Source organism: Roseomonas sp. AR75, from assembly GCF_005222815.1.
In the GTDB taxonomy this organism is placed as follows: domain Bacteria; phylum Pseudomonadota; class Alphaproteobacteria; order Acetobacterales; family Acetobacteraceae; genus Falsiroseomonas.
The window spans coordinates 380464-405903 of sequence record NZ_STGB01000004.1; the positions used below are offsets into that span (position 1 = coordinate 380464).

The following is a 25440-nucleotide window of genomic DNA, read 5'->3' on the forward strand; positions in this document are numbered from 1 at the left end:
CTGGCGGAAGTTGGACGCCAACCTCTCACAGGCAGGGCCAACGTCGCCCTCATCGGCCTCCGAGCACCGAGGTTCGAACTCCACCGACAGAAGCCTCAGTCCCGCGCCCCCCTCGGTCAGCGTGATGTCTGCCGCTTTTGTAGATGTCGGGGCCGAAGTTGCGGACGCCGGCGGCAACAGAGGGAGATCCGGATTGACGACGAACCCGATGCCGCGCTTGAGGGCGAACCCGGATCTGGGTCCCTGTCCAGCCGTGAAGTGATACACGTAGCCCGAGCCGAAAACCGGGACTGCCGCGCCGCTCCCATCAACCGACTGGAGCGCGACGACCGTCGCGTTCAGGCGAGACGCATAGTGTGCGAGACGATCAATATTGGCCTGCGAGCGGAGAACTCCACCGGGGACACCCGCCTGCCGCAGTCCCGCGATGTACCAAGCCGAGATCTTGATGTCGCTCGCTTGCGAGGTCATTATATTTAAGGATTGCGGGTTTCGCAGAACCAACTGCAGGTTGCTGCGGTACTGCTCAATCACGCCCCTCGCGCAGACACTTTTGCCGACGAGCGAGGGCAAGGCACCGAATCTTGCTTGGTAGGAGGGCAAATCTCTCCGCCAGATCACTAGCCCAAGCGTCTGGCGCGGATATGGATTATCCAAGTTCACGTATGTGACTTCATTACGCGCGCTCACCTGCGCCACCCGCCCACACGCAAGGACGCTCTGCCCGAGGTGGAGTGCGGAGCGATGCGCCTCGATCCGTTCCTCTGCGGCCAGTTCTTGCCCATTTACGGACAGAGCTATGAAGAATGCCAGGCAAACGCCGAGCAGTGATGCGCTTCTACTGAATAAGTTGTTCACGGCGGGCAACCTCGATGCGGGGCTTGTTGCGATACGTTCGGATGAGACCTGACACGCACAGATGACGGCCGCGCCAGATATCAAGGCGCCCGACGTCACTCATTTTCTCACGCCAGATTACAATGCTGAACGTCTCTTGGGGATATGGCCGATCAAAATTGATGAATAAACCAGCAGAGATTTCTTTGATTTCTGCGACATGCCCGCACACCGCCCTTATTTCACCGATGTGTGTCTTCGCTTGGAACGCCTGGATGGGGTCAAACTGCGATGTACTTACGGCTGGCTCGGCAGAAATCGCCGACGCAACTCTGTTCATGCTCGTCAGGGTAGCGCCGCTGACAGCTGACGCCATGTCGGGTGTCAAAACTCGCGTGCCACCCTGCCATACAAAGTAGACGACGCTTGCAACGAGGATGAGTGCGAAGCCAAATACGTGTGCAGAGAACGGTAAGCTGACCGAAAGCGGCGGCTTCACAGACTGAACAGTCAGTGTAGCACTCTGTAAAGGAGCCGTCTCCAAACCAGAACCGGAGCTTTTGGAAGTAGATCCGACAATCTCAATGATTCCTCGGCGACTATCGCTAGCACGCTTATGTGCCGCTTGAACCGACATTATCTCTTCTATTTCACGAGCTATAAAATCTGGATCGTTAAGCATCTTTAGGTTAGAGTAACGCAGTATCGTTCCGAAGCTCCGAACGATCGCATTCTGGCGCTCAAGAAAATCGGACCATTTGTTACGCGCTTCCCCCTTCTCGGCACCATCGAGTTCGACTGGTAGTGAATACCCCTTATGTTTGTTGACTATCATGAAATCAATGCGCCGATTGATGCCCTTGTCACACACGAAACGGTATTGAGGAATGACGTCACATGGATCGAGACCCGGAATCTGACGCAATACGGTGTCGACGAACTTTTCCTCGTAGCCGTAGGGGTGCGCAATCTTCCCCTCGTTCAAGCGTTTCCACTCTGACCAAGCGTCCGAGCGTCGTCGTCCTTCCATTCCGAAATTCCAAAATATCACTGGGCGAGAATATGCATCATAGCGCGAAGCGCCGTGTGTGCCATACGGACAACCGGCACTGTGCGGTGCTCATTTGCGCCGGGCTGAAGCTAGCTAGTGCAGCCTTTCCTCTCGTCTTCTGCGAGAACCGACTTCGGCGCGTGGAGTGACGCATGCTCACCCTCGACCTCCCGGCCGAGCCATACTGGCTCGACCTGCCGCGCGGTGTCCGCGTCGAGATCCGGCCCGTGAGCACCGCGGTGATGGCTGCCGCGCAGGCTGCCGCCGCGCGCCGTCTCGCTGCCATCCGCATCGCCGATCCGGACCTCGACCCCGACATGTCGCGCGGCCTGTCCTTCGCCTTCCTGGTCAAGGCGCTCGCCCGCCACGCGGTAACCGCCTGGGAGGGCGTCGGCGACGCCGCCGGCAAGCCGCTGCCGCTCACGCCCGAGGCGGTCGAGCGCCTGATGGATCTCGACGACATCGCCGCCGCCTTCTGGGACCGCGCCACGGCGCCGGTCGCCGCGGTGGCCGCGGAGGGAAACGGCTGAGGGCCCGCGCCGCCTGGCACTTCGGCTGCGGGCCCGAATACTGCCGCGGCTGCGACGCGCTCGGCCGCGATTGCGGCGAGGCTTGCCCCTACACCGCCCACGCGCCCTGTGCCGTCGAGGGCGCTGCTGCGTGGAGCGCCGGCACCGCCTGCGTGACGGCAACCAGCATCGGCGCTGATCTCGATCTCGGAGGCGCGCTGGCCGTCGCCCGCGAGTTGGGAGCCGCCGGCTGGGCCGCCGCCGAACTGCTGACCGCGCTGCGCCTCGGCCTTGCCGAGGGCCTGGCCGCCCGCAACTCCCCCACACCGGACGCCGGAGGTGTCGCCCATGGCGGATAGCACCCGCCGCGTCTCGGTCCGCCTGTCGCTGGACGATGCTGCCCGGGTCAAGGCCGGGCTGCGCGAGGTCGGCGAAACCGGCCAGCGCAGCCTGGAGCGCATCCGCGACGGGGCCTACACGGCGTCCCGCGCGCTGTCGCTGATGGACGTCGCCGCGCGTGGCATCCAGCTCGCCGGCGTTGCCGTCGCGGCGCGCGCCCTGGTGCAGGCCGGCGACGCGCTGACCCAGAGCCTGTTCCGGCTGCAGACCGCCACCGGCTCGGTCGAGCGCGCGGGCGCCGTCTACGAGGCGCTCTACCGCAACGCGCTCTCCACCGGCGTCGCGGTCGGCGAGAGTGTCGACGCCTTCCAGCGCTTCTCGATCGCCGCCCGCGAGATCGGCGCCACCTCCGACCAGGTGGTGCGCCTCGTCGGCGGCCTGCAGCGCGTCGCCATCGTCTCCGGCGCCTCAACGCAGGAGATTTCGTCCGCCACGCTGCAGCTGGCCCAGGCGCTGGCGTCTGGCGTGCTGCAGGGCGACGAACTGCGCTCCATCCTCGAAGCCATGCCGCTGCTCGCCGAAGGCCTGGCCCGAGAACTCGGCGTCTCGATCGGCGAGCTGCGCCGGCTCGGCTCCGAGGGCCGGCTCACCGCCGAGCGGGTCTTCCCGGCGCTGCTGCGCGCCACCGAACGGCTCGGCGCCGAGCTCGACAAGGCGCCGCTGTCCCTCGGCCGCGCCTTCGGCCAGCTCACCGCCGCCACCGAGAATTTTCTCGGCCAGCTGGATCGTGCGGTCGGCCTGTCGAATGCGCTCGCCCGCGGCCTCTCGGCAGCGGCCCGGGCGATGGACGGCACGCGTCGCGGCGTCGGCCTGCTCGACGAGGGCGAGCGCCTTCTGGACCTCCAGCGCCAGGCGGCGACGCTCTCTGCCGAGATCGGTCGGCTGGAGGCCGAGGGCGACGGCCGCCCCAGCCTGCGCGCGCCTGTCCGCCGCGGCAGCATCCGTCCCGGCCTGGTCGGCACCGCCGAGAGCCAGGCCGGCGTCGATCGCACCCAGCGCCTCGAGGAACTGCGCCAAAGCTACTTCGCCATCCTGGCGGAGATCGACACGGCCGAGCGCGGCGCGCTGACCCGCCGCCTGGAGGAGCAGGAGCGCGCGGGCCAGGCCGCCACCGAGGCCCGCCGTCGCCGCGCTACGCAGGACGTGCTCGACCTCAGGCGCGACCTCGACGACCGCTTCCGGATCACGCGCGAATACGATGAGCGTGTCCGCCGCGTGCGCGAGGCCGAGGCCGCCGGCGCAATCGACGCCGCGGAGCGCAGCCGCCTCGGAGCGCTGGCGACGGGCGAGCGCGACGAGGCGCTGCGCCGGCTGGAGGGTACCACCCGCCGCGTCGCCGCCGCGCAGCGGGACAACCGCGACGCCGAGCGCGAGGTCAACGAGGTACTGCGCGAGCGTGAGCGGCTCATCCAGGACAACGAGACAGCCTATGAGCGCTATGCGCGCCGCCTGGAACGCCTCGGCGATCTGGTCCAGCGCAGCGAGCGCGTCGGCCGGCCGCTGCCGGAGGAGACGATCGGACGGGAGGCCGAGGCCGCGATCGCAGAGCTGGAGCAGGCCGAGGGCCGGCTGCGGCAGGACACCGAGCGGACGGGGGACGCCGCCCGCGAGCTCGGCCTCGCCTTCTCCTCCGCCTTCGAGGATGCCGTTGTGGAAGGCCGCGGCTTTGGCGAGCTGCTCAAGGGCCTCGAGCGCGACCTGCTGCGCATCGGCACCCGCAAGCTGGTCACCGAGCCGCTGGCCAACGCCGCGACGGGCCTGCTGAACTCCGCGCTCTCGGGCATCGGCAGCCTGTTCGCGGGCCCGGCGGTCGCCAGCGCGCGGGGGAATGCCTTCGGCCCGGCCGGCCTGATCCCCTTCGCCACGGGCGGCATCGTCGACCGGCCGACCGTGTTCCCCTTCGCGCGCGGCGTCGGGCTGATGGGAGAGGCCGGGCCGGAGGCGATCCTGCCGCTCCGGCGTGGCCGCAACGGCCGGCTCGGGGTCGAGGCGACGGCCGCGCCGATCAACGTCGTGTTCAATGTCACGACGCCCGACGCCGGATCCTTCCGCGCCAGCCAGGGCGCGATCCTGGCCGAGCTGAACCGCGCGCTGCGCCGGAGCCAGCGGAGCATCTGATGGCCTTCGACGACGTGCGCTTTCCCGACCGCATCGCGCTGGGTGCGGAGGGTGGCCCAACCTTCGCCACCGTCATCACCACCTCGACCGGCGGCCACGAGCAGCGCCAGGCCAACTGGGCGGAGGCGCGGCGGCGCTACAACGTCGCGACGGGGCTCAAGGGCCGGGCGGACGTCGAGGCGCTGCTGGCCTTCTATATCGCGCGCCGCGGCCAGCTGCGCGGCTTCCGGTTCAAAGACTGGTCCGACTACCAGCTGCCGCGGCAGGCGATAGGGGTGACGGATGGCGCGCAGGCCGCGTTCCAGATCACCAAGCTCTACAGCAGCGGCGGGGAGCAGGTGGTGCGGCGCATCACGCGCCCTGTCGCTGGCACGGTGCGCTGCTGGGTGGGCGGCACCGAGCGCAGTCTCGGCCCAGGCTCGGCGCAGTTCGCGGTCAACCTCGCCACCGGCGTCATCACCCTCGGCGCCGCGCTTCGCGCGCCGGCGGACCAAGTGGTCGAGGCGAGCTGCGAGTTCGACGTGCCGGCCCGGTTCGACACGGACGCGCTGTCGCTGACGCTGCGCATCCATGACATCGGCGAGTGGTCCAGCATCCCCGTCGTGGAGCTGCGTGAATGAAATCCGTCTCGACCGGCCTTGCCGCGCATCTCGCTGGCCAGGCCACCACCCTCGCCACCCTCTGGCGCGTCCAGCGCCGCGACGGCGCCGTCTTCACCTTCACCGACCACGACCGCGATATCGCCTATGGCGGCGAGACGTACGTGGCCGCGCTCGGCTATCAGCGCGCCGCCATCGCCACCGGCGCCAGCCTGGCGGTCGACGAGACGGAGCTGCTCGGCCTGCTGGACAGCGCCGCGCTGGATCCAGCCGAACTCCGCGCCGGGCTGTGGGACCACGCCGAGGTGCGGATCTTCGCGGTCAACTACGCGAACCTGGCGGACGGCGAGCTGAAGCTCCGCCGGGGCCGCCTCGGCGAGGTCATCGCCCGCGACGACGGTTCGTTCTCGGCCGAGCTGCGCGGCCTGGCGCAGCCGCTGCAGGCGGTCATCGGCTCCGTCTACCAGCCCGAATGCCGCGCCGATCTCGGCGACGCCCGCTGCAGGATTGATCTCGCCTTCGGCGCCGGCTGGACGCAGCAGGCCAGCATCGAGACGGTGACGGAGAGCACGACGCTGGTCCTGGCCGATGACGGCATCGGCGGCTTCGCCGGCAGCCACTTCGAGGGCGGCGTCGCCATCTGGCAGTCCGGACCGAACGCCGGTGTCGCCCGCGAGGTGCTCGCCTGGGACCAGGCCAGCCGCACGCTGTCGCTCTTCGCGCCACCGCCGGTCGCGCCAGCAGTCGGCGACGTGCTGCACCTCCAGCCCGGCTGCGACAAGCGCAAGGCAACCTGCCAGGCGGTATTCGGCAACTACCTGAACTTTCGAGGCGAGCCTTTCGTGCCAGGCGTACTGGCCACGGTGGCGACGCCCCCATGACCATCGACGAGGCTGCGCGCGCCTATCTGGGCGTGCCCTGGCGGCATCTCGGCCGCAGCGCCACCGGCCTCGACTGCATCGGCCTCGTACTGCTTGCTGCACGTGACGCCGGCCGCACGCTGCCGGATCCGGCGCCCTACGCCCGCGAGCCGCAGGGCACGCGCCTGCTGGACGGGATCCTCGCCCACGCCACGCGGGTTGGAACTGCGGACCCCGGGGACGTGCTGCTGTTCCGCATGGGCCTCTATGGCGGCCATGTCGGGATCGCCTCGCTCCACCCCGCCTGGCGCGTGCCGGCCTGCATCCACGCCTACGCGCCGCACCGCCGCGTCGTCGAGCAGCCGATCGAGGGCGAGCTCGCCGCCGCCCTGATCGGCGCCTTTCGCCTGACGGAGTAGCGCATGGCCCAGCTTGCCGTGGCCGGAGGCGGCGCCGCGCTCGGCGCGGTCCTCGGCTCCGTCATCCCCGGCGTCGGCACCCTCCTCGGCGCGCAGGTCGGCTGGGCGCTCGGCGGCGTCGCCGGCGCGCTGCTCTTCCCCCAGCGCGGGCAGGATGCCCAGGGCCCGCGCCTCACCGACCTCACCGTCCAGACCTCCAGCTACGGCGTGCCCATCCCGGTCGCCACCGGCCGCGCCAAGATCGCCGGCAACGTCATCTGGAAAACCGCGATCGAGGAGGTCTCCTCCACCCAGCGCCAGCGCGGCAAGGGCGGCGCCCGCCGCCCCACCCAGACCACCTACGCCTACTACCTGTCGTGGGCGGTCGGCCTCTGCGAATGGCTCTCGCCCTCGCCGAACGCGCAGCTGCTGAAGATCTGGCTGGACGACAAGCTGGTGTTCGACGCCGAGGCCGCCACCGGCGTCGTCCAGATCCCAGGCCTCACCTGGCGCTTCTACCCCGGCGACGAGGCGCAGCTGCCGGATCCGCTCATCGCCAGTATCGAAGGCGAGGACGCCCCTGCCCATCGCGGCCTGGCCTACATCGTCTTCGAGCGCGTGCCGCTCGACCGCTTCGGCAACCGCATGCCGAACGTCACGGTGGAACTCGCCGGCGCCGCCATCCGCAGCTTCCCCGAGCAGCCCGGCCAGCCGCCGGCGGTCCCGCTGTTCGTCTCCACGCCGAGCGACTTCTTCATGGGCGCGGGCTGGAGCAACCGGGTCGCGATCGATTACCGCCGCGGCCGGCTCTACGAGGGCCGCCAGCGCTCTGGCTCCGCCGGCGGCGGCGCCGACGAGATGATCCGCGTCTACGACCTCGTCACCATGCAGACGATCGGCGAGCACCGCATTGACGCGGTGCTCGGCCACCTCTTCCCCGAAGGCAGCACGCCCAACGCCAGCGGCACCACCGCCGGCATCCTCCACGTCGGCGTGGACGGTTTTCTCTACATGACCGGCGGCCAGTCGATGCGCGTACCGCTTTGGAAGGTCGATCCGGACACCATGCGCGGCGTCGCCTACTTCGGGCCGCTGCAGGGCTCCAACCCGGTCTTCGACGGCGACGACACCATCGCGCTCTTCGTGCCCATGCAGATCGCCAGCATCGCCGTGCCGCAGCCGGGTGGCTCCACCCGCCCGCTGGTGATCGTGCAGGGCGGCCAGGCCGGCGCGGTGACGATCGACGCCGCGACGATGAGCTACGTCTGGGGCGGGCGGGACGCCACCTCGCCGCTGGCCATCCCGGGCCGGCACGGCATCATCCAGACAGACATCCTGGACGTGCAGCTGGTGCCGGGCGCCACCGGCACAGCCGGCGCGGACCTCTGGTATCTTCGCGGCACGGGCTGGAACACCGAGCCGCGGATCGAGATGATCCGGCTCCGCTACAGCCCCGCGCTCGTCATCACCCGCACCGACTTCCCGCCGATCGATGTCCCCGCCGAGATCGATGCCGGCGGCGACCGGCCGCTGATCCACCACGCCTGGTGGGACACCAGTGACGGGACGCTGGTCATCACCATCAGCAACGGGGGCAGCAGCGCCGGGCCCTACAGCCGCTACTCCACCTTCAAGTACGCGCCCGGCACGGGCGTGGTCTGGAAGCTCGTCGATCACGCGCCGGTCGGCCGCTTCGCCGGCGGGCCGGGACGCATGGAGCGGGTGCTCGGCAGCACCTGGGGCCTCGGCGGGGACCTGGTGCTGCAGACCGGCACCGGCCTCGCCACCTGGAACGCCAACGGCGCGGATTTCTCCAACCGCTTCTGGATTGACGAGCAGGGCGCGGTGATCGGCTTCTCCGGCACCTCGGACCTGCCCACCAAGCGCTTTCTCACGCGCGCCACCGCCGCCGACCTGACGCTCGGTGATGTCGTCCAGCAGCTTTGCACCCGCGCCGGGCTCGCCCCGGGCGACATCAACGTCGCGGGCCTCGCCGACAGCCTGCGCGGCTACGTCCTGCCGCGGCCGATGTCGGCCCGGGACGCCATCACGCCCCTCGCGAGCGCCTTCCAGTTCGACGCGGTGGAGCAGGACGACGTGCTGGTGTTCCGCAAGCGCGCGGGCAGCGTCGTGGCCAGCGTGCCCTATGCCGACCTGGTGCAGGAGCGGCCGGACGCGTCGGCGCTGAGCGAGCAGCGGGCGCAGGACGCCGAGCTGCCGCGCGAGCTCACCGTCCGTTACCTCGACGTGGACAGGGCGGGCGAGCCGAACGCCCAGTCCTGGCGGCGGCCGGTCAGCCCGACGCCGACCGTCGCGGCCACGGCCAGCAGCACGCTTGACCTGCCCATCCCGCTCACCGGCGGCGAGGCCAAGGCGATCGCGCGGCGGCTGATCACCGCCACTTGGCGCGAGCGCACCCAGCTCTCCTTTGCCGTCGGACCGCGCCACGCCCGGCTGGTGCCCACCGATCCGATCACCCTCGGCCTGGCGGACGGTGCGACGATCCGCTCCCGTGTGCTGTCGACGCAGCTCGGCGCCAACTGGACGACGCGGATCGAGGCGGTGACGGAGGATGCTGCGGCCTATGCGCTGACGGCGCCCGCCGATGGCGGCTCTGGCTGGGTGCTGCCGACGCTGCCGCTGCCCTACGCCGTCCGCCTGCTGCTGCCCGACCTGCCGCTGATCCTCGACGCCGACGATCTCGGCGGCGCGGGCCTGCGGGAATACCCGCTGATAGGCGGCTATCGTGGTCAGACGTTTCGCGGCGCCACGCTGTTCCGCAGCCCGGACCGGCTGGCCTGGGAGGAGATCGGCGCCGTCACGCGGTCGATGACCTGGGGCGTCGTCGCCGCCATGCCGCCGGCACCAGCCACGCCCTGGACCTGGGACGACAGCGGCGCGCTGGAGGCGCAGCTGGAGACCGGCGCGCTGGACAGTGCCACCGCGCTGGAGGTGCTGAACGGCGAGAACACGGCCGCGCTGATCGGCCTCGATGGCGCGGCGGAGGTGATCCAGTTCCGCGACGCCGCGGACCTTGGCAGCGGGCGCTATCGGCTCACCAGCCTGCTGCGCGGTCGGCGCGGCACCGAGGACCAGATTGCCAGCCGCGGCGTCGGGGACGTGTTCGTCCTGCTGGACGACGCGCTGCGGTTCCAGGGCTTACCCGCAGAAATCGCCGCCACCCGCCACCATCGCGCGCCGTCAATCTACGAGACGGTAGAGACCGCGGCGGTGACGGTGACCAAGGCCATCCGCGGCCGGGCGGAGCGGCCCTACGCGCCGGCGCATCTCACGGGCACGCGCGACGAGGAAGGCAACCTCACCATGACCTGGGTTCGCCGCACCCGCATCAATGGCGGCTGGGCTGACGTCACCGGCGAGGTGCCCCTCAGCGAGGCCACCGAAGCCTACGAGGTCGAGATCCTCGACGGCAGCACCGTCGCGCGGACCATCGCTGGTCTCTCTGCACCCACCGCGACCTACGCCGCCGCCGAACAGATCGCCGACTTCGGCGCGCCGCAGGCCACCGTCACGGTGCGTGTCTATCAGCTGAGCGCCATCGCCGCCCGCGGCATCGCAGCAAGGGCCATCCTATGACCACACCGAACCTTGCCATTCCACTCATCGTGGCGAGCCAGAACCAGAAGGAGGTCACGGCCAACGCGGCCTTCACGGCACTCGATCAAGCCATCACCGGCACCTTCGTCGCCGATGTCGCGGCCGGCAACGTCACGCTGACCGCTGCGCAGTATCGCGAGGCGCTCGGCGTGCGCGTGATCAACGCCACCGTCCCGGGCCGCACGGTCACCCTGCCGCTGGTCGAGCGTTACGCCCTCGTGAGCGTGGACGGGGCCACGTCGACTGAGGACGTCGCCGTCCAGCGCGGCACGACGAGCGTCGTTGTCCCCGCCGGCAGCGCGGCACTGATCCGCACGGACGGCACCGCGGACGGCTTGGCGGTGATCCTGCAGGGGGCCGATGGCGCGGCGGGCGCCGAAAACTTCCTGGCGCTCACCGACACGCCGGGCAGCTACGCCGGCCAGGCGCTGCGCCTGCTGCGCGTCAACGACGACGAGGACGCGCTTGAGTTCTTCGAGTTCGCTGGCGCCGGTTCCGAGACCTTCCTCGATCTGACCGACACGCCCGGCAGCTACGCCGGCCAAGCCGGCCGCGCGGTGGTGGTGAACGAGGGCGCCACCGGGCTCGGCTTCGGCGTACCCACAACGCCTGTCGTGACGCACACCGACAGCACCCTCGCGCCCGTGCTGGCTCAGGCCGGCCATTGGTTCCGCTGCACCAATGCCTGCACCATCACGCTGCCCTCCGACGCCACCGCCGCATTTCCGCTCGGCACGTCGCTGACCTTTTCGCAGGCCTCGACGGGCGCGCTCACCTTCGCCGCGGGTTCAGGCGCGACCGTCAACGTCGCGCCGACGCACCTCGCCAGCACCGCCGTCCAGCACGCCGTCGTCCAGGCCACGAAGCTCACAGCGAACACCTGGGTGCTGTTCGGCAACCTGGAGCTCGCCTGATGATCTCCCCCGGTGCCATCGCGGCGATGCAGCAGTTCCAGCTCGGCGAGCTCTGGCTCTACGGCAGCTACACCTCCTCGCAGGCCCTGTCGTCCCAGCGCGTGGTCTGGAATGCCGAAGCCATCGACACGCTGAACGCCTTTAGCCCGACCAGCAGCATCGTCACCGTACCAGCAGGCGTTGGATCCGCGCGGGTCTGGGCGCGCGTGCGGCATGACGGCCAGGGCGGCTCCGCGGCAGGCACGGTGTTCGCGCGCATCCAGCGCAGCACGAACGGCGGCTCCACCTGGGACACGATCGCGGAAGGCACTGCCTCGCACCCAGGCGGCACGCCGGATCAGACGATCGACGTGCCGGAGGCGAACATCGCCGTCTCGCCGGGCCACCAGTTCCGCGTGCTGTGCGGGCCGAGTGGGACCTTCGGGTTGGTGTCCTACGGCAATGATCCGAGCCGGACGTTCCTGCGGTTCGAGTGGGGTGCGTGAAGAGCGCCGTAGCTTTCGAACCGATCGGCATCACTGGCTTCGACGGGCAGATGGAGCGCGAGGGACTGTGGCTCTGCGGCCTGCCGGACGACGCGCCCGCGATCCTCTACGGCTGCCCCTCGCTGCCGGCTGAGACGCAGGCGCTGGCGCTGGAGACCAGCTGAACCAACTGGCACTTGCCGAGCTTCGGCCCGGGGGCAACGGCCAACGTCGAGGTCACGGTGCCAGGCGCGCGCCGGGGCGACTTCGCGGACGCCTCGCTCCACACCAGCAGCATCGCCTTCGTGCTCGACTGCCATGTGTGGTCCAACAACAGCGTGCGCGCGACCGCGCGGAACGTCAGCGTGTCGACGGCGCGCCGCGCCAGCGCCGATGGCAGTGCAGGTGCTGAAACGGCAGGTGCCCAAGCTGGCCGGGGCTTGGACGCACGTTAAGGCGCGTCAGTTCAATTGTCGAAGCCGCAGCGGTAAGCGCTCTTGGGTCGAGAGTGCGCCCCTCCCAAAGCTGCTGATGCGTGTCTGGGCGAGCCGCGTTATCGTTTTCGCGCGTCCGTAACTTCCGCGCTTGCATCACGATCAGCACCCGAGCAATATTGCTTCGAAAGCGCATCGAGCTGCAACCGGAGCGTGTGCATGGCTATCGCTAACACTTCAGCTTGTCATCTTCTGTCGATTTGGGCGGTCGCCTGAATCGGTCAGTCCGAGGCTCTACGATGCGGTCGGCGGCGCGTTGCTGAGGAGCAGCAGCGTCGATTCGGTCGCCGCCGCGTGTCTCCCGCCCGGCCGGACGCTTATGAGCGAGCACGGCCCGGACGGCCAATAGCCACTTCCAGGTCCGCTCAACGTCAAACGCGGGACCGAGCCTCGTGCACGCAGCGTAGTACAGCGCCGCGCGAACACGGTCGAACGAACTGAACGAGGAAACGGTCCATGTCGCTGCCAAGCAACCTGTTGATCCGGACCGGCGGGCAAGTATACCATGTCGCGGTAACTAACCAGCTTGCTGATTTTTCTGCGACCAACCACGTCACCGGAGTTGCAGTCACGGACAGCCATATACTGAGCGACCTTTTCTCACTATCTTCGGCTATCATTCTCGTTGATCGTTTATACTCTGGATATGATCAGGGCCTCCTCGGCGCACGCGACGCCACTGGAGCCGCGATTGATCAGCTTAAGACTGTGGCAGATCTTGACGCGGATTACAGCACCTTCAAAACGATAGCTTCGGGTATGACCGCCCTCCTCGTCAAGGGCGACCCACTCGCGGTCTACACGGAATTTTCGCTTGGTTCTCTCTCGACGATTACATCCGAGATAAAGAAGGCCTTTTTCTTCTCAGCAATGCAGGAATACTTTGAGTATGGCGATAAGGCTGTCGTCTCTGCGTACACAGCGATCCAGATCATTCGACGATCCGCATCGGGCACGGTCCACGCACGCGAGGACATCGTGGCCATGACTGGCGCGGCGGTCGGCGGATCCGCGATGCTGCAGGCCGCAGGGCAGCTTGTGAGCAAGTCTGATCTACTCGACGGGACCTGGTGGAGTGACCTCCGGGAACTAGCGACCTTTTTGGCGGGACTTATACTCCCGAAATTCGACCTGCAGCTTGAAGCGGTCGCGCCTCGGGTGAAGGCATGGGTGGATTTTCTGAAGGGTGTAGAATACGGATCAACCGAAGTGCTCAAGTTGTGGGAAATGGCACTGTACACCAGTGAAGTCCGGTTTGAGACGCCACCCATGTTTACGGACGCTAGCTTGCAGGAAACCCTTAGCTATTTTGAATCTCACGGCGGCCAGACCGGAGGCCCAGGCGACGATACAATCCACGGCAACGCCCAACCGAACCGGCTCGAAGGTGGCGGCGGCGACGACGATTTGCGCGGCGATGGTGGACCGGACACTCTTCTTGGTGGAATAGAAAATGACACTCTCTTTGGCGGATCTGGCAACGACAGCCTTTTAGGCGGGGACGGCGCGGACTCTCTGAAGGGCGAAGCAAACAGCGATACGCTGGTGGGCGGCGCCAACAATGACACCTTGTATGGAGATGAACACGGCGATAGTCTCCATGGTGGCTCCGGGAACGATCTCATCGACGGCGGAGACGGTACAGATACAGCCTCCTTCGAAGCGTTCCTTGCGTCGGACATCAATCTCAGCGTTAAGACTGACGGAAGCTTCCAAGTTACAACTCCGAAGGAGGGAACGGACACGTTGATCCGCGTGGAGCGGATCACTTTCGGCAGCATTACTAGGGATGTCGCTGACTGGCTGGACTATTTCAAAAACCCACCCGTGCCACCGCCAGGCGGCGGTGGGGGTGGCTCGTCCGCTCCACCTGGGGGAAGCGTGAATAGCGGACTGTCCGTCGTTCGCACCAATCACACCATTGCTGCCAACGGGACGTTGAAACTTACGGATATCTATGCGCCGTCCGCTTGGCGCGACAACGATGGCGCCCCTGATCTCACCTGGTTCTTCGTAAAGGACCGCACCCCGGGTGGTGGCTTCCTTACGAGAGACGGCACGCAGCTTGACGAAGATACGGTTTACACGGACCGTATCACCAACATTGGCTCCTACGGCTTCAAAGGCGCAGGGTTTGCGTCTGTTGACGAGATCGGCTTCAACATCGTCGACAGCTCTGGCGATTATTCGCCCTCGTTCGCCGCTGGGGCTGGTGCCAAGGTCACCACCTTCGTACCAACCTCGTCCGGCCCCGACCTGGTGATCGAGAAGGGCAGCTTCACCGGCTCGACGTTCAAGAAGGGCGACAGCGTCGAGGTGTCGTGGGAGGTGAAGAACAAGGGCGCCGGCGATGCGGGCGAGAGCTCGGCCGGGGTGTATCTCTCCGCCGACGCGACGATCACCGCAGCCGACACCTACCTCGGCAAGAACGACACCAAGGCGCTGACCGCCGGGACGACCGATCCGAACGAGAAGCTGACCGTCACGCTGCCGGGCAACCTGGCGAGCGGGAAGTGGTATCTCGGCGTGCTGGCCGATCGCACCGGCGCGGTGGATGAGGGCACCAACGAGGGCAACAACTTCTGGGCCAAGGAGATCACCGTCGGCTCGACCGCGAAGCCTGACCTGGTGATCGAGAAGGGCAGCTTCACCGGCTCGACGTTCAAGAAGGGCGACAGCGTCGAGGTGTCGTGGGAGGTGAGGAACAAGGGCGCCGGCGATGCGGGCGAGAGCTCGGCCGGGGTGTATCTCTCCGCCGACGCGACGATCACCGCAGCCGACACCTACCTCGGCAAGAACGACACCAAGGCGCTGACCGCCGGGACGACCGATCCGAACGAGAAGCTGACCGTCACGCTGCCGGGCAACCTGGCGAGCGGGAAGTGGTATCTCGGCGTGCTGGCCGATCGCACCGGCGCGGTGGATGAGGGCACCAACGAGGGCAACAACTTCTGGGCCAAGGAGATCACCGTCGGTTCGACCGCGAAGCCTGACCTGGTGATCGAGGGGGCCGCAATTAGTGGTTCGTCATTCGGCCGGGGCGCGACTGCGAGACTGGATTGGCAGGTCAAGAACGCCGGTTCGGGTAGCGCGGGGTCGAGCGAGGTCGGAATCTATCTTTCGACAAATACATCTATCACCGATAGCGACGATCTGCTCGACACCAACTCCACGGCGGCGCTCGGACCGGGAGATATTGACCGCAACCAGTTCGAGACATTCACCATCCCAAAGAGTATATCACCGGGGAACTACTATGTAGGTCTTATCGCTGATCACAAAGAAAAAATCGACGAATCCAGTGAGGGGAATAACAACGACTCGTATTTCGCCATCTCCATATGGTGATTATTGAGCCAATTTATGCTTCCGAATTCAGGGCTCCGTATCGAACGTCGAACTTCTGAACGCTGCAGAGGAGTGTCTTCGCGAGGTCGGAGAACTCCCCTGTCGCATTGAAGGTGTGACAACCCCCGATACGGCGTGGGTCTATGCCATAGACGTGTTCCCAAAAGCCTCTGCGACGGTTCGAATCCGGGCGCACTCCCTCCGCCAGTTCCAATACGAGCCGTGCTCTCCGCCAGACTGACCGCCGCGCTGAGTGGCAGGTTTCCTGGGGTTTTCGGGGCAGACCTGTTGACTGGCCCGGCGCGGAGACGCCCGAAAATCGCTCTCCGGAGGCCAATTCTCTCCGGACCTCCTGATGTCAATCGGCGTGGCGCGCGACGAACGATCCCGCACCGCCATGGCGCTCCGGCGCATCTTGGGGGACCGGCCGCCCGTCGCAATCCTGGACGACACGCCGCAGCGCCTGCGCGCCTGCGCGGCCGGGCTCGGCGTGGCGATCCTGCCCTGCCTGCCGGCAGACACCACGCCCGGACTGTGCCGCGTCGCCGAGCTGCCGGAGGAGATGGATGAGGATGCGTTCCTGGTGATCCATGAGGATCTGGCGGCCAGCCGGCCCGTGCGTGCCGTGGCCGAAGCGCTCGCCGCCCTGTTCCGGCGCGAACGCACGGCGCTGATGGGCGAGGTCAGTCCACGATGAACAGACGCGCACCCTTCCTCGTCGACGACCGGTGCGCGGCGTCGCCGAAATCCGAAACCTGGTAGGACATGCCCGGCTTCAGCGTGAAGCGGCGGCCGTCGCGCAGCTCGGTCTCGAGTTCGCCGTCGACGACGAAGAGCACATGGCCGCGGTCGCACCAATGGTCGGCCAGGTAGCCGGGCGAATACTCCACCATGCGCACGCGCAGCTCGCCGATGTTCAGCGTGCGCCACAGGGCGTGGCCCGTCTCGCCCGGATGGCGCGTGGGCTCCACTTGCGACCAGTCGGTGACGGTGAAGGTAGACGCCGGGATCTTCATCAGCCCGCGGCCCTCTTCGGCGGCAGCGGTTCGGTGGCGCCACCCGCGGCGCGCCAGGCGCCGTAGCCGCCCTTGAGGTGGGAGACCGGCTTCAGCCCCATCTCCTGCGCCGCGCGCGCCGCCAGGGCGCTGCGCAGCCCGCCGGCGCAGAAGAAGACGAAATGCCTGTCCTGCTGGAATTGCGGCCTGGCATAGGGGCTGGCGGGGTCGATCCAGAATTCCAGCATGCCACGCGGGCAGTGGAAGGCGCCGGGCACGCGGCCCTCGCGCTCCAGCTCGCGGATGTCGCGGATGTCCACGAACTGCACGTCGTCGCGGCCATACAGCTGCTGCGCGCGCGCGACGTCGATCTCCTCGACGATCGCATTCGCCTCGTCCACGAGCTGGCGATAACCTCTGGTGATCTGCTGCGGCATCCCGCCCTCCTACTGCACCAGCACGCCGTCGCGCGCGACGATCCGGCCATGGCTGACCACCAGGCGGCGCGGCGGCTGCGCGACCACCGCCTCGGCCAGCGTCTCGGCTTCCAGCAGCACCAGGTCGGCGCGCTCGCCGACGGCGAGGCGGCAGGTCTCGAAGCCGCAGGCCTCGGCGGCCCAGTCGCTGACGGTCGCGAAGGCCAGCGCCACCTCGTCGTCGCGCCGCAGGTCGTTCTTCATGCCGAGGATCATCGCCCGCTGCAGCATGTCCGGCTTGCCGTAGGGACCCCAGGTGTCCCGGATCCCGTCATTGCCGGCAAATATCTTCGTCCCGTGTGCGCGCGCAGTCCTCACCAGCGGCACGGGGCGGGAGGGTGGCGCGGTGGTGGCCAGCGCGATGCCCGCCTCCGCCAGCGCTTCGTAGAGCGATGTCGCGCGCGCGACATCGCCGAGGCAGAAGGCGTGGCTGACCACCACCTTGCCCTGCATGCCGAGCGCCAGCGTGCGCTCGATGATCAGGTCGAGCGCGAAGGCGCCGAGTTCGCCCGGCTCATGCAGATGAATGTCGAGCGGCTTGCCGTGCCGCGTGCAAAGCCCGAAGACCGCATCCAGATGCCCCTTCGGATCGCGATCGATGCCGGAGGGATCGAGGCCGCCGACGATGTCCGCGCCGTTCCGCAGCGCCGCATCCAGCAACTCCAGCGTGCCGGGGCGGATCAGCAGGCCGGATTGCGGGAAGGCCACCACCTGGATGTCCATGGTGCCGCGCATGGCATCCCGCAGCGCGACGAGCGCATCGGAATGCGCAGTGCCCACGGCCACGTCCACATCGGCATGAGTGCGGATACGGGTGGTGCCGAGGGCCAGGAACAGCCGCGCGAGGTGCTCGCCCTGGCGGCGGGGATCGAGGCCGAGGCGCTTGCGTTCGTTCCGCTCGTTGTCGATGCGGTCGATCAGCCGCGACCCGACCTCGTTGCGGTACCAGCCCATGCCCCACAGCGTCTTGTCGAGATGCGTGTGGCCCTCGACGAAGGCGGGCAGCGCCAGCAGTCCGCGCGCCGCTTCAACGGATGCGCCCGCCGGCGCGTCGAGGCCGGGGCCGATCGCGGCGATGCGGCCCTCGCGGATGAGGATGTCCGCCGCGCCGCCCTCGGGCGTTTGGCAGTCGCGGATCAGCAGCGTCGTCATGCCAGCACCCAGCTCCGGAACAGGTCGAGGTCGATGTTGCCGCCGCAGAGGATGGTGGCCGCGCGCTTGCCGCGCATCCGCTCCTTCTCCTGCAGCAGGGCGGCGAGCGGCGCGGCGCCGGCGCCCTCGGCCAGGTTGTGCGTGTCCTGCCAATAGGCGCGGATCGCCGCGGCGACCTCGTCATCGGTGACGGTGACGATGCGCGCCGCGCCCTTGCGGATCATCGCGAGCGCCCCGGGATCGGGCACGCGTGTCGCCATGCCGTCCGCGCGGGTGTTGGCGGTGGGCGTCTCCACCACATGGCCGGCGGCGTAGGACAGCGCGTAGGACGGCGCTTCGGTGCTCTGCACGCCGATGATCTCGGTGGCCAGGCCCAGCAGGTCGCGCGCCATGATGCAGCCGCAGATGCCCGAGCCGAGGCCGATCGGCACATACAGCGCATCGAGCGGGGGCGCGGCGCGGAACAGTTCCAGCGCATAGGTCGCGACGCCCAGCACCAGCGCCGGCGCGAAGGAGGGCGCGAAGAGCAGCCCCTTCTCTTCCGCGAGGCGTGCCGCCTCCACCCGCGCCGCGTCGAAATCCGCGCCATGCTCGATCAGCGTCGCGCCGAAGGCGCGCATCGCCGCGTTCTTTTCTGCGCTGTTGCCGCGCGGTACCACGATGGTGACGGGCACGCCCGCGCGCGCGCCGGCGAAGGCGAGGCTCTGCCCGTGGTTGCCGCGCGTGGCGGAGATCACGCCCGGCACCGCCGGGCGCTCGCGTTTCAGCCGGTCGAAATAGGTGATGCCGCCGCGCACCTTGAAGGCGCCGGTGGGCGTGTGGTTCTCGTGCTTGACCCAGACCTCGGCGCCCGTGCGCTGCGCCAGCAGCGGCCAGGCGTATTGCGGCGTCGGCGGGAAGACGCCGTGCACCAGGCTTGCGGCTTGCTCCAGGGCGGGCAGGTCGAACACGCGAGAACCTCCGGACGAAACAACCGCGCGCCGCCTGCGTTCAGGGCGCGAGAGCAACCATAGCGGAGGCGGCTGCCATGGCCATCACGGTAGACAGCAGCCAGTGGACCGGACAGCGCGACGAGACGCCGCTGGCCGTTCCGGTGGTCTGGGGCGAATTTTCCGACGAGGCGGCGCGCGATGCCGCGGCGGTGCAGCTGCGCGAGGCGGGCGCCCGGGATTCGGCCGGCAAGCCTGCGGCGCAGGAAGGTGGCGTCGCCCCGCCGAAGCGCGCGGTGAACGAAGACCAGGTGGACCCGCCCGACGAGCACCCGAAAGCGGCCGATCAGCGCAACCAGCGGCAGCTCCATGTCGGGACGGCGATGGCCGCCACCTCCATGGCTGCGGCGGGGCTGGTGATCGCGACCGGCGGCGCCGCGCTGCCGGCCTTTGCTGCCGCCGTCGCGGCGGGGGCTGCCACCGCCGCGGTCGGCGAGCCGCTCGCCGATGCCACCGCGCCGCAATCGTCGCAGCGGGAAACCGAGGCCCATGATCCGCCCGCCAGGCTGCACGGCCCGGTGCTCGGCCTGCAGGCGCCGGACCCGGAGACGCGCGCCCGCGCCGAGCGCCTGCTACGGGAGGCGGGTGCGCGGCGCATCCATGTGCAGGAGACCCGCGCCGGCTGATGGCGCGCGGCTGTGGCCGAGACAGGACAGGCGGCCCATGCGGGCCGCCTGATGCCGGCACGGCGAGGTGGATGGGTCGATCAGACCGCGCGGAGATTCGTCGCGGCGGCCTTGCCGCGCTCCATCACGATCTCATAGGAAAGCTTCTGGCCTTCGTTCAGGCCCTGCATGCCCGCCTTCTGCACGGCCGTGATGTGCACGAACACGTCCTTGCCGCCATCCTGCGGCACGATGAAGCCGAAGCCCTTCGTTGCATTGAACCACTTCACGGTGCCGATCGCCATGCGATCCGGGCTCCTCAACCTTGTTGCCCGCGCGCCGATCGCGCGGACTGGGGCCACGCGGCGGCATGAAGTCCTGACTGACCGGGCAGGCGAAGCCCGATAGGCACGGCGAGCCGAGACGCGTTGACGGCGGCAGGATGCGCGGGCGCCGGAAGCCAAGTCAAAGCATCCGCGCCGCGGTCACGCGTTTGTCAGCCGGCAGTTGTCGCGCAGCAGAACACCAGTACGAAAAATCGCAAAGCATCCACGCGATGATGCGTATTGCGTGCGCCGTAAACGAAATGGGCGGGCCTTTCGGCCCGCCCACCGTCTTCCGATCCGAAGTGGAGGATCAGAAGTCCATGCCACCCATGTCGCCGCCCGGAGGACCACCGGCCGGAGCCTTCTTCTCCGGACGCTCGGCGATCATCGCCTCCGTGGTGATCAGCAGCGACGCGACCGAAGCCGCATCCTGCAGCGCCGTGCGCACGACCTTGGTCGGGTCGATGATGCCGGCGGCGACGAGGTCCTTGTACTCGTCCTTCTGCGCGTCGTAGCCGTAGGACGCGCCGTCGTTGCGCAGGATCTCGCCCGCAACCACCGCGCCGTCCTTGCCGGCGTTCTCGGCGATCTGCTTGAGCGGCGCCTGGATCGCGCGACGCACGATCTCGATGCCGACCTGCTCGTCGTTGTTCAGGCCCTTCACGCCACCGAGCTTGGTGGAGGCGCGCAGCAGCGCCACGCCGCCGCCCGGCACGATGCCTTCCTCGACCGCGGCGCGGGTCGCATGCAGCGCGTCGTCGACGCGGTCCTTGCGCTCCTTCACCTCGACCTCGGTGGAGCCGCCGACGCGGATCACCGCCACGCCGCCGGCGAGCTTCGCCAGGCGCTCCTGCAGCTTCTCGCGGTCGTAGTCCGAGGTGGTCTCCTCGATCTGCGCCTTGATCTGCTCGCAGCGGCCCTGGATCTCCTCCTTGGAGCCGGCGCCGTCGACGATCGTGGTGTTCTCCTTCTCGATGCGGACGGTCTTGGCCTTGCCCAGCATGTTGAGGGTGACGTTCTCGAGCTTGATGCCGAGGTCCTCGGAGATCACCTGGCCGCCGGTGAGGATCGCGATGTCCTCGAGCATCGCCTTGCGGCGATCACCGAAGCCCGGCGCCTTCACGGCCGCGACCTTCAGGCCGCCGCGCAGCTTGTTGACCACCAGGGTGGCCAGCGCCTCGCCCTCGACGTCCTCGGCCACGATCACCAGCGGACGGCCCGACTGCACCACCGCCTCGAGCAGGGGAAGCATGGGCTGCAGGCCCGACAGCTTCTTCTCGAAGATGAGGATGTAGGGGTTGTCCATCTCGGCGATCATCTTCTCCGCATTCGTGATGAAATACGGGGAGACGTAGCCGCGGTCGAACTGCATGCCCTCGACGACGTCGAGCTCGGTCTGGATGCTCTTGGCTTCCTCGACCGTGATGACGCCCTCGTTGCCGACCTTCTCCATCGCCTTGGCGATCATCTCGCCGATCTCGGACTCGCCGTTGGCGGAGAGGGTGCCGACCTGGGCGACCTCGGCGGAGGTCGTGATCTTCTTGGTGTTCGCCTCGAGGTACTTCACGACCTCGGCCACGGCCTTGTCCACGCCGCGCTTGAGGTCCATCGGGTTCATGCCCGCGGCCACCGACTTCGCACCCTCGCGGACGATCGCCTGGGCGAGCACCGTCGCGGTGGTGGTGCCGTCGCCGGCGATGTCGTTGGTCTTCGAGGCCACTTCGCGCACCATCTGGGCGCCCATGTTCTCGAACTTGTCGGCCAGCTCGATCTCCTTGGCGACGGTCACGCCGTCCTTGGTGATCCGCGGCGCGCCGAAGCTCTTGTCGATCACGACGTTGCGGCCCTTCGGGCCGAGCGTGACCTTCACCGCATCGGCGAGGATGTCGACGCCGCGGAGCATCCGCTCACGCGCGCCGGCGCCGAACTTGACGTCCTTTGCAGCCATGTTTTCCGTTCCCTAGATCTGTGTGTCGGAGACGACCAGCCGGAGATGCGTTGCCCCGCGCGACGCGCGGGACGACGGACTCAGGCGGCCTTCGCGACGGAAGGGTTGTCGAGAATGCCCATGATGTCGGACTCCTTCATGATCAGGAGCTCCTCGCCATCGAGCTTGACCTCGGTGCCCGACCACTTGCCGAACAGGATGCGGTCGCCGGCCTTCACGTCGAGCGGGCGGACCTCGCCCTTCTCGTTGATGGTGCCAGCGCCGACGGCGATCACTTCGCCTTCCTGCGGCTTTTCCTTGGCGGTGTCGGGGATGATGATGCCTCCCGCGGTCTTCTCCTCGGCCGTCACGCGGCGAACGAGAACGCGGTCGTGCAGGGGACGGAACTTCATGCGAATCCTCTCCTGACTGCTTCCATAAGAGTGGCAAGCTCTTCCGGAGATACGCGGGCTTCCCGGACGGCCATCGGCCGCCACGCGGAACCCGCAGCCAACGCACCCGTTCCGGCGTGCGCTAGCACTCCCCCCAGAGGAGTGCCAGCGATCTAGGGCAGCGCCCCGCTATCGTCAAGACGTCGGCAGCACTCTCAGAGTGCGAGTGCTAATGCATTGAACCCAAACGTTTTTCTTGCGTTGACCCCATCCGGTCATGGCATGCTTCCGATCCCGGCCGGGCGAGCGACCCTCAACCGGACGGGAACGGGACGGGAACAATCACACAGCCCTGAGGATGACCGGACAGGAGCCCGCATGGATCTCAGCAGCCTCGAACGCCTCGCCCGCTTCCCCACGCTGCCCGACTGGCGGCTGACCACCGCGGAGCTGCTCTACCACATGCCCGACCATCCGGGCGTCCTGCAGAGCTTCATCTGGCAGAAGCACGACATGGCGCCGCGATTCCCGGAACTCGGCCGCTTCCTCGACTTCTGGCGGCGCGAGATCGAGGCCCCGCTGCACTCCGTCCGCGTCGCCTCCACCGCGCTGATCAAGCCGGCCGAGCTGCGCTATGCGGGCGGGGAGTTCCGCCTCCACTGAATCCGGCGCAAGCTGCGGAGGATTGAACGCCGCCGCGGGCGCCAAGCCCGCGGCCAGGGGGAAACCGCCGCATGCACGACAGCCCGGCCGCCGCGCCGGCGCGGCCGCTCGCCGGCCTGCGCGTCCTCGATTGCAGCCACATCCTCGCCGGGCCGTACGCTACCTTCATGCTCGGCCTGATGGGCGCCGACATCGTCAAGATCGAGCGTCCGCCCGTCGGCGACGGCCTCCGCGACACCGCGACCCGGCCCGAACTCGGTGGAATCACCGCCAACATCCAGTCGGTGAATGCCGGCAAGCGGTCCATCGCGCTCGACCTCGGCACCTCAGGCGGCCGCGCGGTGCTGGAGCGGCTGATCCCCACGGCCGATGTGTTCCTCGAGAATTTCCGGCCGGGGAAGATGGCCAGCCTCGGCTTCGGGCCGGACCGCGTCCACGCGCTCAACCCCCGCATCGTCTATGCCTCGATCTCCGCCTGGGGGCAGACCGGGCCGCTCGCCGCCCGGGGCGGCTACGACCATGTGATGCAGGCCGCCACCGGCATGATGTGGGCACAGGGCGACGACCCCGAGGCTCCGCCGGTGAAGGTCGGCTTTCCCGCCATCGACATGGCGACCGGCCTGGTCGGCGCCATCGGCCTGCTCGGCGCCATCCTGCGCCGCCGCGGCGGGGAGGAGGGGCCGATCGCCGTGGACATCTCCATGGCCGACGCCTCGCTCTGCCTGATGGCGGGCATCGCGCATGGCTGGCTGATCGAGGGCCGCGCCCCGCCCCGCGTCGGGAATGTGGGCTTCACGGCCAGCCCCGGCGCCGGCGTGTTCCGCTGCGCGGAGGGCTGGCTGTCCGTCGCCGCCAGCACGCGCGCGCAGTTCGATGCGCTCTGCGCCGCGCTGGGCCATCCCGAATGGTCCACCGCGCCGGACTGGCTCACCCGCCGCCCCGAATCGCCCGGCGCCATCCTGCGCGGCCTCGGCACGCCCCGGCTGAAGGCAGCGCTGGACGAGGCCTTTCTCGCCCGCGGCGCCGAGGCGTGGGAGACCCTTCTCAATGCCGCCGACGTGCCCGCCTCGGCGGTGCGCAGCATCGCGGAGTTCCTGGAAGGCCCCTATCGCCAGACCGGCGGCAGCAGCTTCCGGGTGCCGGACCCGAACAGCCCGGACGGCGCGCTGCACGAAGTGCTGGGCGCCGGCTTCCGCTGGACCGGCGGGGCGCCCGCCGCCACCGCGCCGGCCCCGCGCCTCGGCGAGCACACGGATGCCGTGCTCGCCGAGGCCGGCTTCGATGCCGCTGCCATCGCCGATCTTCGCCGCCAGGGAGCCATAAGATGATCCGCCGCCGTCCGCTGATCGCCGCCGCCTCGGCCCTCGCCCTGCCGGCTCACGCCCAGACCGGCGGCTGGCCGGCCCGCCCGCTGCGCATGATCGTCCCCTATGGCGCCGGCAACGTCACCGACGTGGTCGCCCGCCTGCTCGCCGACGACCTGACGGCCCGGCTCGGCCAGAACGTGGTGGTGGAGAACATGCCGGGCGCCGGCGGCACGATCGGGACGGCCGCCATCGTGCGTGCCGCACCCGACGGCTACACCTTCGGCCTGGTCGCGATGGCGGCCGTCGCCGTGATCCCGCAGATGATGCGCAACCCGCCCTACGACCCGCTGCGCGACCTGGAGCCGGTCGGGCCGGTTGTGGTCACCGGCGGCAGTTTCCTTGCCGTGCATCCCTCGGTGCAGGCGCGCACGGCGCCGGAACTGGCGGAGACGGTGCGGGCGGGCCGGCCCTCGCCCTTCTTCTACTACTCCGCCGGCAGCGGCACCTTCCCGCACCTGAACATGGAGGCGTTGCGCCTGCGGCTGGATTTCCCGGCCGAGCACGTCCCCTACCGGTCCAGCGCCGCGGGACTGGCCGACCTGTTGGCGGGCCGGGTGCATGCCACGCTCGACACGGCGGTGGTGACGCTGCCCCATGTGCAGAGCGGGGCGCTAAAGGCGCTGGCCTTCACCTCGCCGCAGCGCAGCCCGAGCATGCCGGACGTGCCGACCATCGGCGAACAGGTGCCCGGGCTCGACCTGTCCTCGCCCTGGCTCGCCGCGCTTGGCCCGCGCGGCATCCCGCCGGCGGTGCTGGCGCGGCTGCAGGCCGCGGTGGCTGCGAGCGCGACGGCCCTGGTGCCGCGACTGCCGCCGAATGTGGACCCTGATGCCGGCTCGCCGGCTGAGTTCGGCGCGCGGATGCGCGCGGACCATGCACGCTTCACCCCGCTGATCCAGGCGATCGGCCTGAAGCTGGACTGAGCCGGCGGCGGGTGTC

General features: G+C 68.6%; 24 protein-coding genes. 16 read left to right on the plus strand and 8 right to left on the minus strand.

Annotated features, from left to right (window positions below; translation table 11 throughout):
* Positions 1-838 precede the first annotated feature (838 nt).
* Positions 839-1867, minus strand: a complete 1029-nt coding sequence (locus E4T13_RS15890; RefSeq protein ID WP_170985025.1) for a hypothetical protein — start codon at positions 1865-1867, stop codon at positions 839-841.
* A 173-nt stretch (positions 1868-2040) separates the two neighbouring features.
* On the opposite strand from E4T13_RS15890, the gene E4T13_RS15895 reads away from it, so the two are divergent.
* The 12 genes from E4T13_RS15895 (at position 2041) to E4T13_RS15950 (ending at position 16306) form a co-directional block, all read left to right on the plus strand.
* The gene (locus E4T13_RS15895; RefSeq protein ID WP_137179274.1) at positions 2041-2418 is read left to right on the plus strand and encodes a hypothetical protein; all 378 of its coding nucleotides are present in this window, start codon (positions 2041-2043) and stop codon (positions 2416-2418) included.
* 152 nt (positions 2419-2570) lie between these two features.
* Positions 2571-2756 (plus strand): hypothetical protein, encoded by a 186-nt coding sequence (locus tag E4T13_RS15900; RefSeq protein ID WP_137179275.1) that lies wholly within the window; start codon positions 2571-2573, stop codon positions 2754-2756.
* Complete coding sequence (locus tag E4T13_RS15905) at positions 2746-4914, plus strand: tape measure protein (RefSeq protein WP_137179276.1); 2169 nt, start codon at positions 2746-2748, stop codon at positions 4912-4914. The genes E4T13_RS15900 and E4T13_RS15905 overlap by 11 nt, the downstream gene beginning before the upstream one ends.
* A complete protein-coding gene (locus tag E4T13_RS15910) occupies positions 4914-5534 on the plus strand; it encodes a DUF2460 domain-containing protein (RefSeq protein WP_137179277.1) in 621 nt (206 codons plus the stop codon). The genes E4T13_RS15905 and E4T13_RS15910 overlap by 1 nt, the downstream gene beginning before the upstream one ends.
* A complete protein-coding gene (locus E4T13_RS15915; RefSeq protein WP_137179278.1) occupies positions 5531-6394 on the plus strand; it encodes a DUF2163 domain-containing protein in 864 nt (287 codons plus the stop codon). The genes E4T13_RS15910 and E4T13_RS15915 overlap by 4 nt, the downstream gene beginning before the upstream one ends.
* Positions 6391-6792: a C40 family peptidase gene (locus E4T13_RS15920; protein WP_137179279.1), complete on the plus strand. Its 402-nt coding sequence runs from the start codon at positions 6391-6393 to the stop codon at positions 6790-6792. The genes E4T13_RS15915 and E4T13_RS15920 overlap by 4 nt, the downstream gene beginning before the upstream one ends.
* A 3-nt stretch (positions 6793-6795) precedes the next feature.
* A complete protein-coding gene (locus E4T13_RS15925; RefSeq protein WP_137179280.1) occupies positions 6796-10368 on the plus strand; it encodes a phage tail protein in 3573 nt (1190 codons plus the stop codon).
* Positions 10365-11303, plus strand: a complete 939-nt coding sequence (locus E4T13_RS15930) for a hypothetical protein (protein WP_137179281.1) — start codon at positions 10365-10367, stop codon at positions 11301-11303. The genes E4T13_RS15925 and E4T13_RS15930 overlap by 4 nt, the downstream gene beginning before the upstream one ends.
* Positions 11303-11788 carry a hypothetical protein gene (locus E4T13_RS15935; protein ID WP_137179282.1) on the plus strand — a complete coding sequence of 162 codons (486 nt, stop codon included), beginning with the start codon at positions 11303-11305 and terminating at the stop codon, positions 11786-11788. Before E4T13_RS15930 ends, E4T13_RS15935 begins: the two co-directional genes overlap by 1 nt.
* Complete coding sequence (locus E4T13_RS30550) at positions 11785-11952, plus strand: hypothetical protein (RefSeq protein ID WP_240791155.1); 168 nt, start codon at positions 11785-11787, stop codon at positions 11950-11952. The genes E4T13_RS15935 and E4T13_RS30550 overlap by 4 nt, the downstream gene beginning before the upstream one ends.
* A 765-nt stretch (positions 11953-12717) precedes the next feature.
* Positions 12718-15609 (plus strand): CARDB domain-containing protein, encoded by a 2892-nt coding sequence (locus E4T13_RS15945; RefSeq protein ID WP_137179283.1) that lies wholly within the window; start codon positions 12718-12720, stop codon positions 15607-15609.
* Positions 15610-15964: 355 nt separating this feature from the next.
* A complete protein-coding gene (locus E4T13_RS15950) occupies positions 15965-16306 on the plus strand; it encodes a LysR substrate-binding domain-containing protein (RefSeq protein ID WP_137179284.1) in 342 nt (113 codons plus the stop codon).
* Here E4T13_RS15950 and E4T13_RS15955 read toward each other — a convergent pair.
* From E4T13_RS15955 to E4T13_RS15970, 4 genes are read right to left on the minus strand one after another with little or no spacing between them, the layout of a single operon-like run.
* Complete coding sequence (locus tag E4T13_RS15955) at positions 16293-16625, minus strand: DHCW motif cupin fold protein (protein ID WP_137179285.1); 333 nt, start codon at positions 16623-16625, stop codon at positions 16293-16295. The two genes, E4T13_RS15950 and E4T13_RS15955, sit on opposite strands and share 14 nt — an antisense overlap.
* Complete coding sequence (locus E4T13_RS15960; RefSeq protein WP_137179286.1) at positions 16625-17041, minus strand: rhodanese-like domain-containing protein; 417 nt, start codon at positions 17039-17041, stop codon at positions 16625-16627. Before E4T13_RS15960 ends, E4T13_RS15955 begins: the two co-directional genes overlap by 1 nt.
* 9 nt (positions 17042-17050) lie before the next feature.
* Positions 17051-18232 (minus strand): amidohydrolase family protein, encoded by a 1182-nt coding sequence (locus E4T13_RS15965; protein ID WP_137179287.1) that lies wholly within the window; start codon positions 18230-18232, stop codon positions 17051-17053.
* Positions 18229-19182: a threonine dehydratase gene (locus E4T13_RS15970; RefSeq protein ID WP_137179288.1), complete on the minus strand. Its 954-nt coding sequence runs from the start codon at positions 19180-19182 to the stop codon at positions 18229-18231. Before E4T13_RS15970 ends, E4T13_RS15965 begins: the two co-directional genes overlap by 4 nt.
* Positions 19183-19259: 77 nt before the next feature.
* Between E4T13_RS15970 and E4T13_RS15975 the strand changes: the two genes are divergently transcribed.
* Positions 19260-19847, plus strand: coding sequence for a hypothetical protein (locus E4T13_RS15975; RefSeq protein ID WP_137179289.1), 588 nt, complete (start codon positions 19260-19262; stop codon positions 19845-19847).
* A gap of 80 nt (positions 19848-19927) precedes the next feature.
* On the opposite strand, the gene E4T13_RS15980 is transcribed toward E4T13_RS15975, so the two are convergent.
* From E4T13_RS15980 to groES, 3 genes are all read right to left on the minus strand, one after another.
* Entirely contained in the window at positions 19928-20131 is a 204-nt protein-coding gene (locus E4T13_RS15980) for a cold-shock protein (RefSeq protein WP_137179290.1), read from the minus strand.
* A 331-nt stretch (positions 20132-20462) separates the two neighbouring features.
* Entirely contained in the window at positions 20463-22100 is a 1638-nt protein-coding gene (gene groL, locus E4T13_RS15985; protein ID WP_137179291.1) for a chaperonin GroEL, read from the minus strand.
* Between the two features lie 80 nt (positions 22101-22180).
* Entirely contained in the window at positions 22181-22492 is a 312-nt protein-coding gene (gene groES, locus E4T13_RS15990) for a co-chaperone GroES (RefSeq protein WP_137179292.1), read from the minus strand.
* A gap of 357 nt (positions 22493-22849) precedes the next feature.
* Between groES and E4T13_RS15995 the strand changes: the two genes are divergently transcribed.
* The 3 genes from E4T13_RS15995 to E4T13_RS16005 all read left to right on the plus strand — a co-directional run bounded on the left by E4T13_RS15995 (position 22850) and on the right by E4T13_RS16005 (position 25424).
* Positions 22850-23134, plus strand: coding sequence for an usg protein (locus E4T13_RS15995; RefSeq protein WP_137179293.1), 285 nt, complete (start codon positions 22850-22852; stop codon positions 23132-23134).
* A gap of 71 nt (positions 23135-23205) precedes the next feature.
* Positions 23206-24462, plus strand: coding sequence for a CaiB/BaiF CoA-transferase family protein (locus tag E4T13_RS16000; RefSeq protein ID WP_137179294.1), 1257 nt, complete (start codon positions 23206-23208; stop codon positions 24460-24462).
* On the plus strand, positions 24459-25424 hold the full coding sequence (locus E4T13_RS16005; protein ID WP_137179295.1) for a tripartite tricarboxylate transporter substrate binding protein: 966 nt from the start codon (positions 24459-24461) through the stop codon (positions 25422-25424). Before E4T13_RS16000 ends, E4T13_RS16005 begins: the two co-directional genes overlap by 4 nt.
* The last annotated feature ends 16 nt before the right edge of the window (positions 25425-25440 follow it).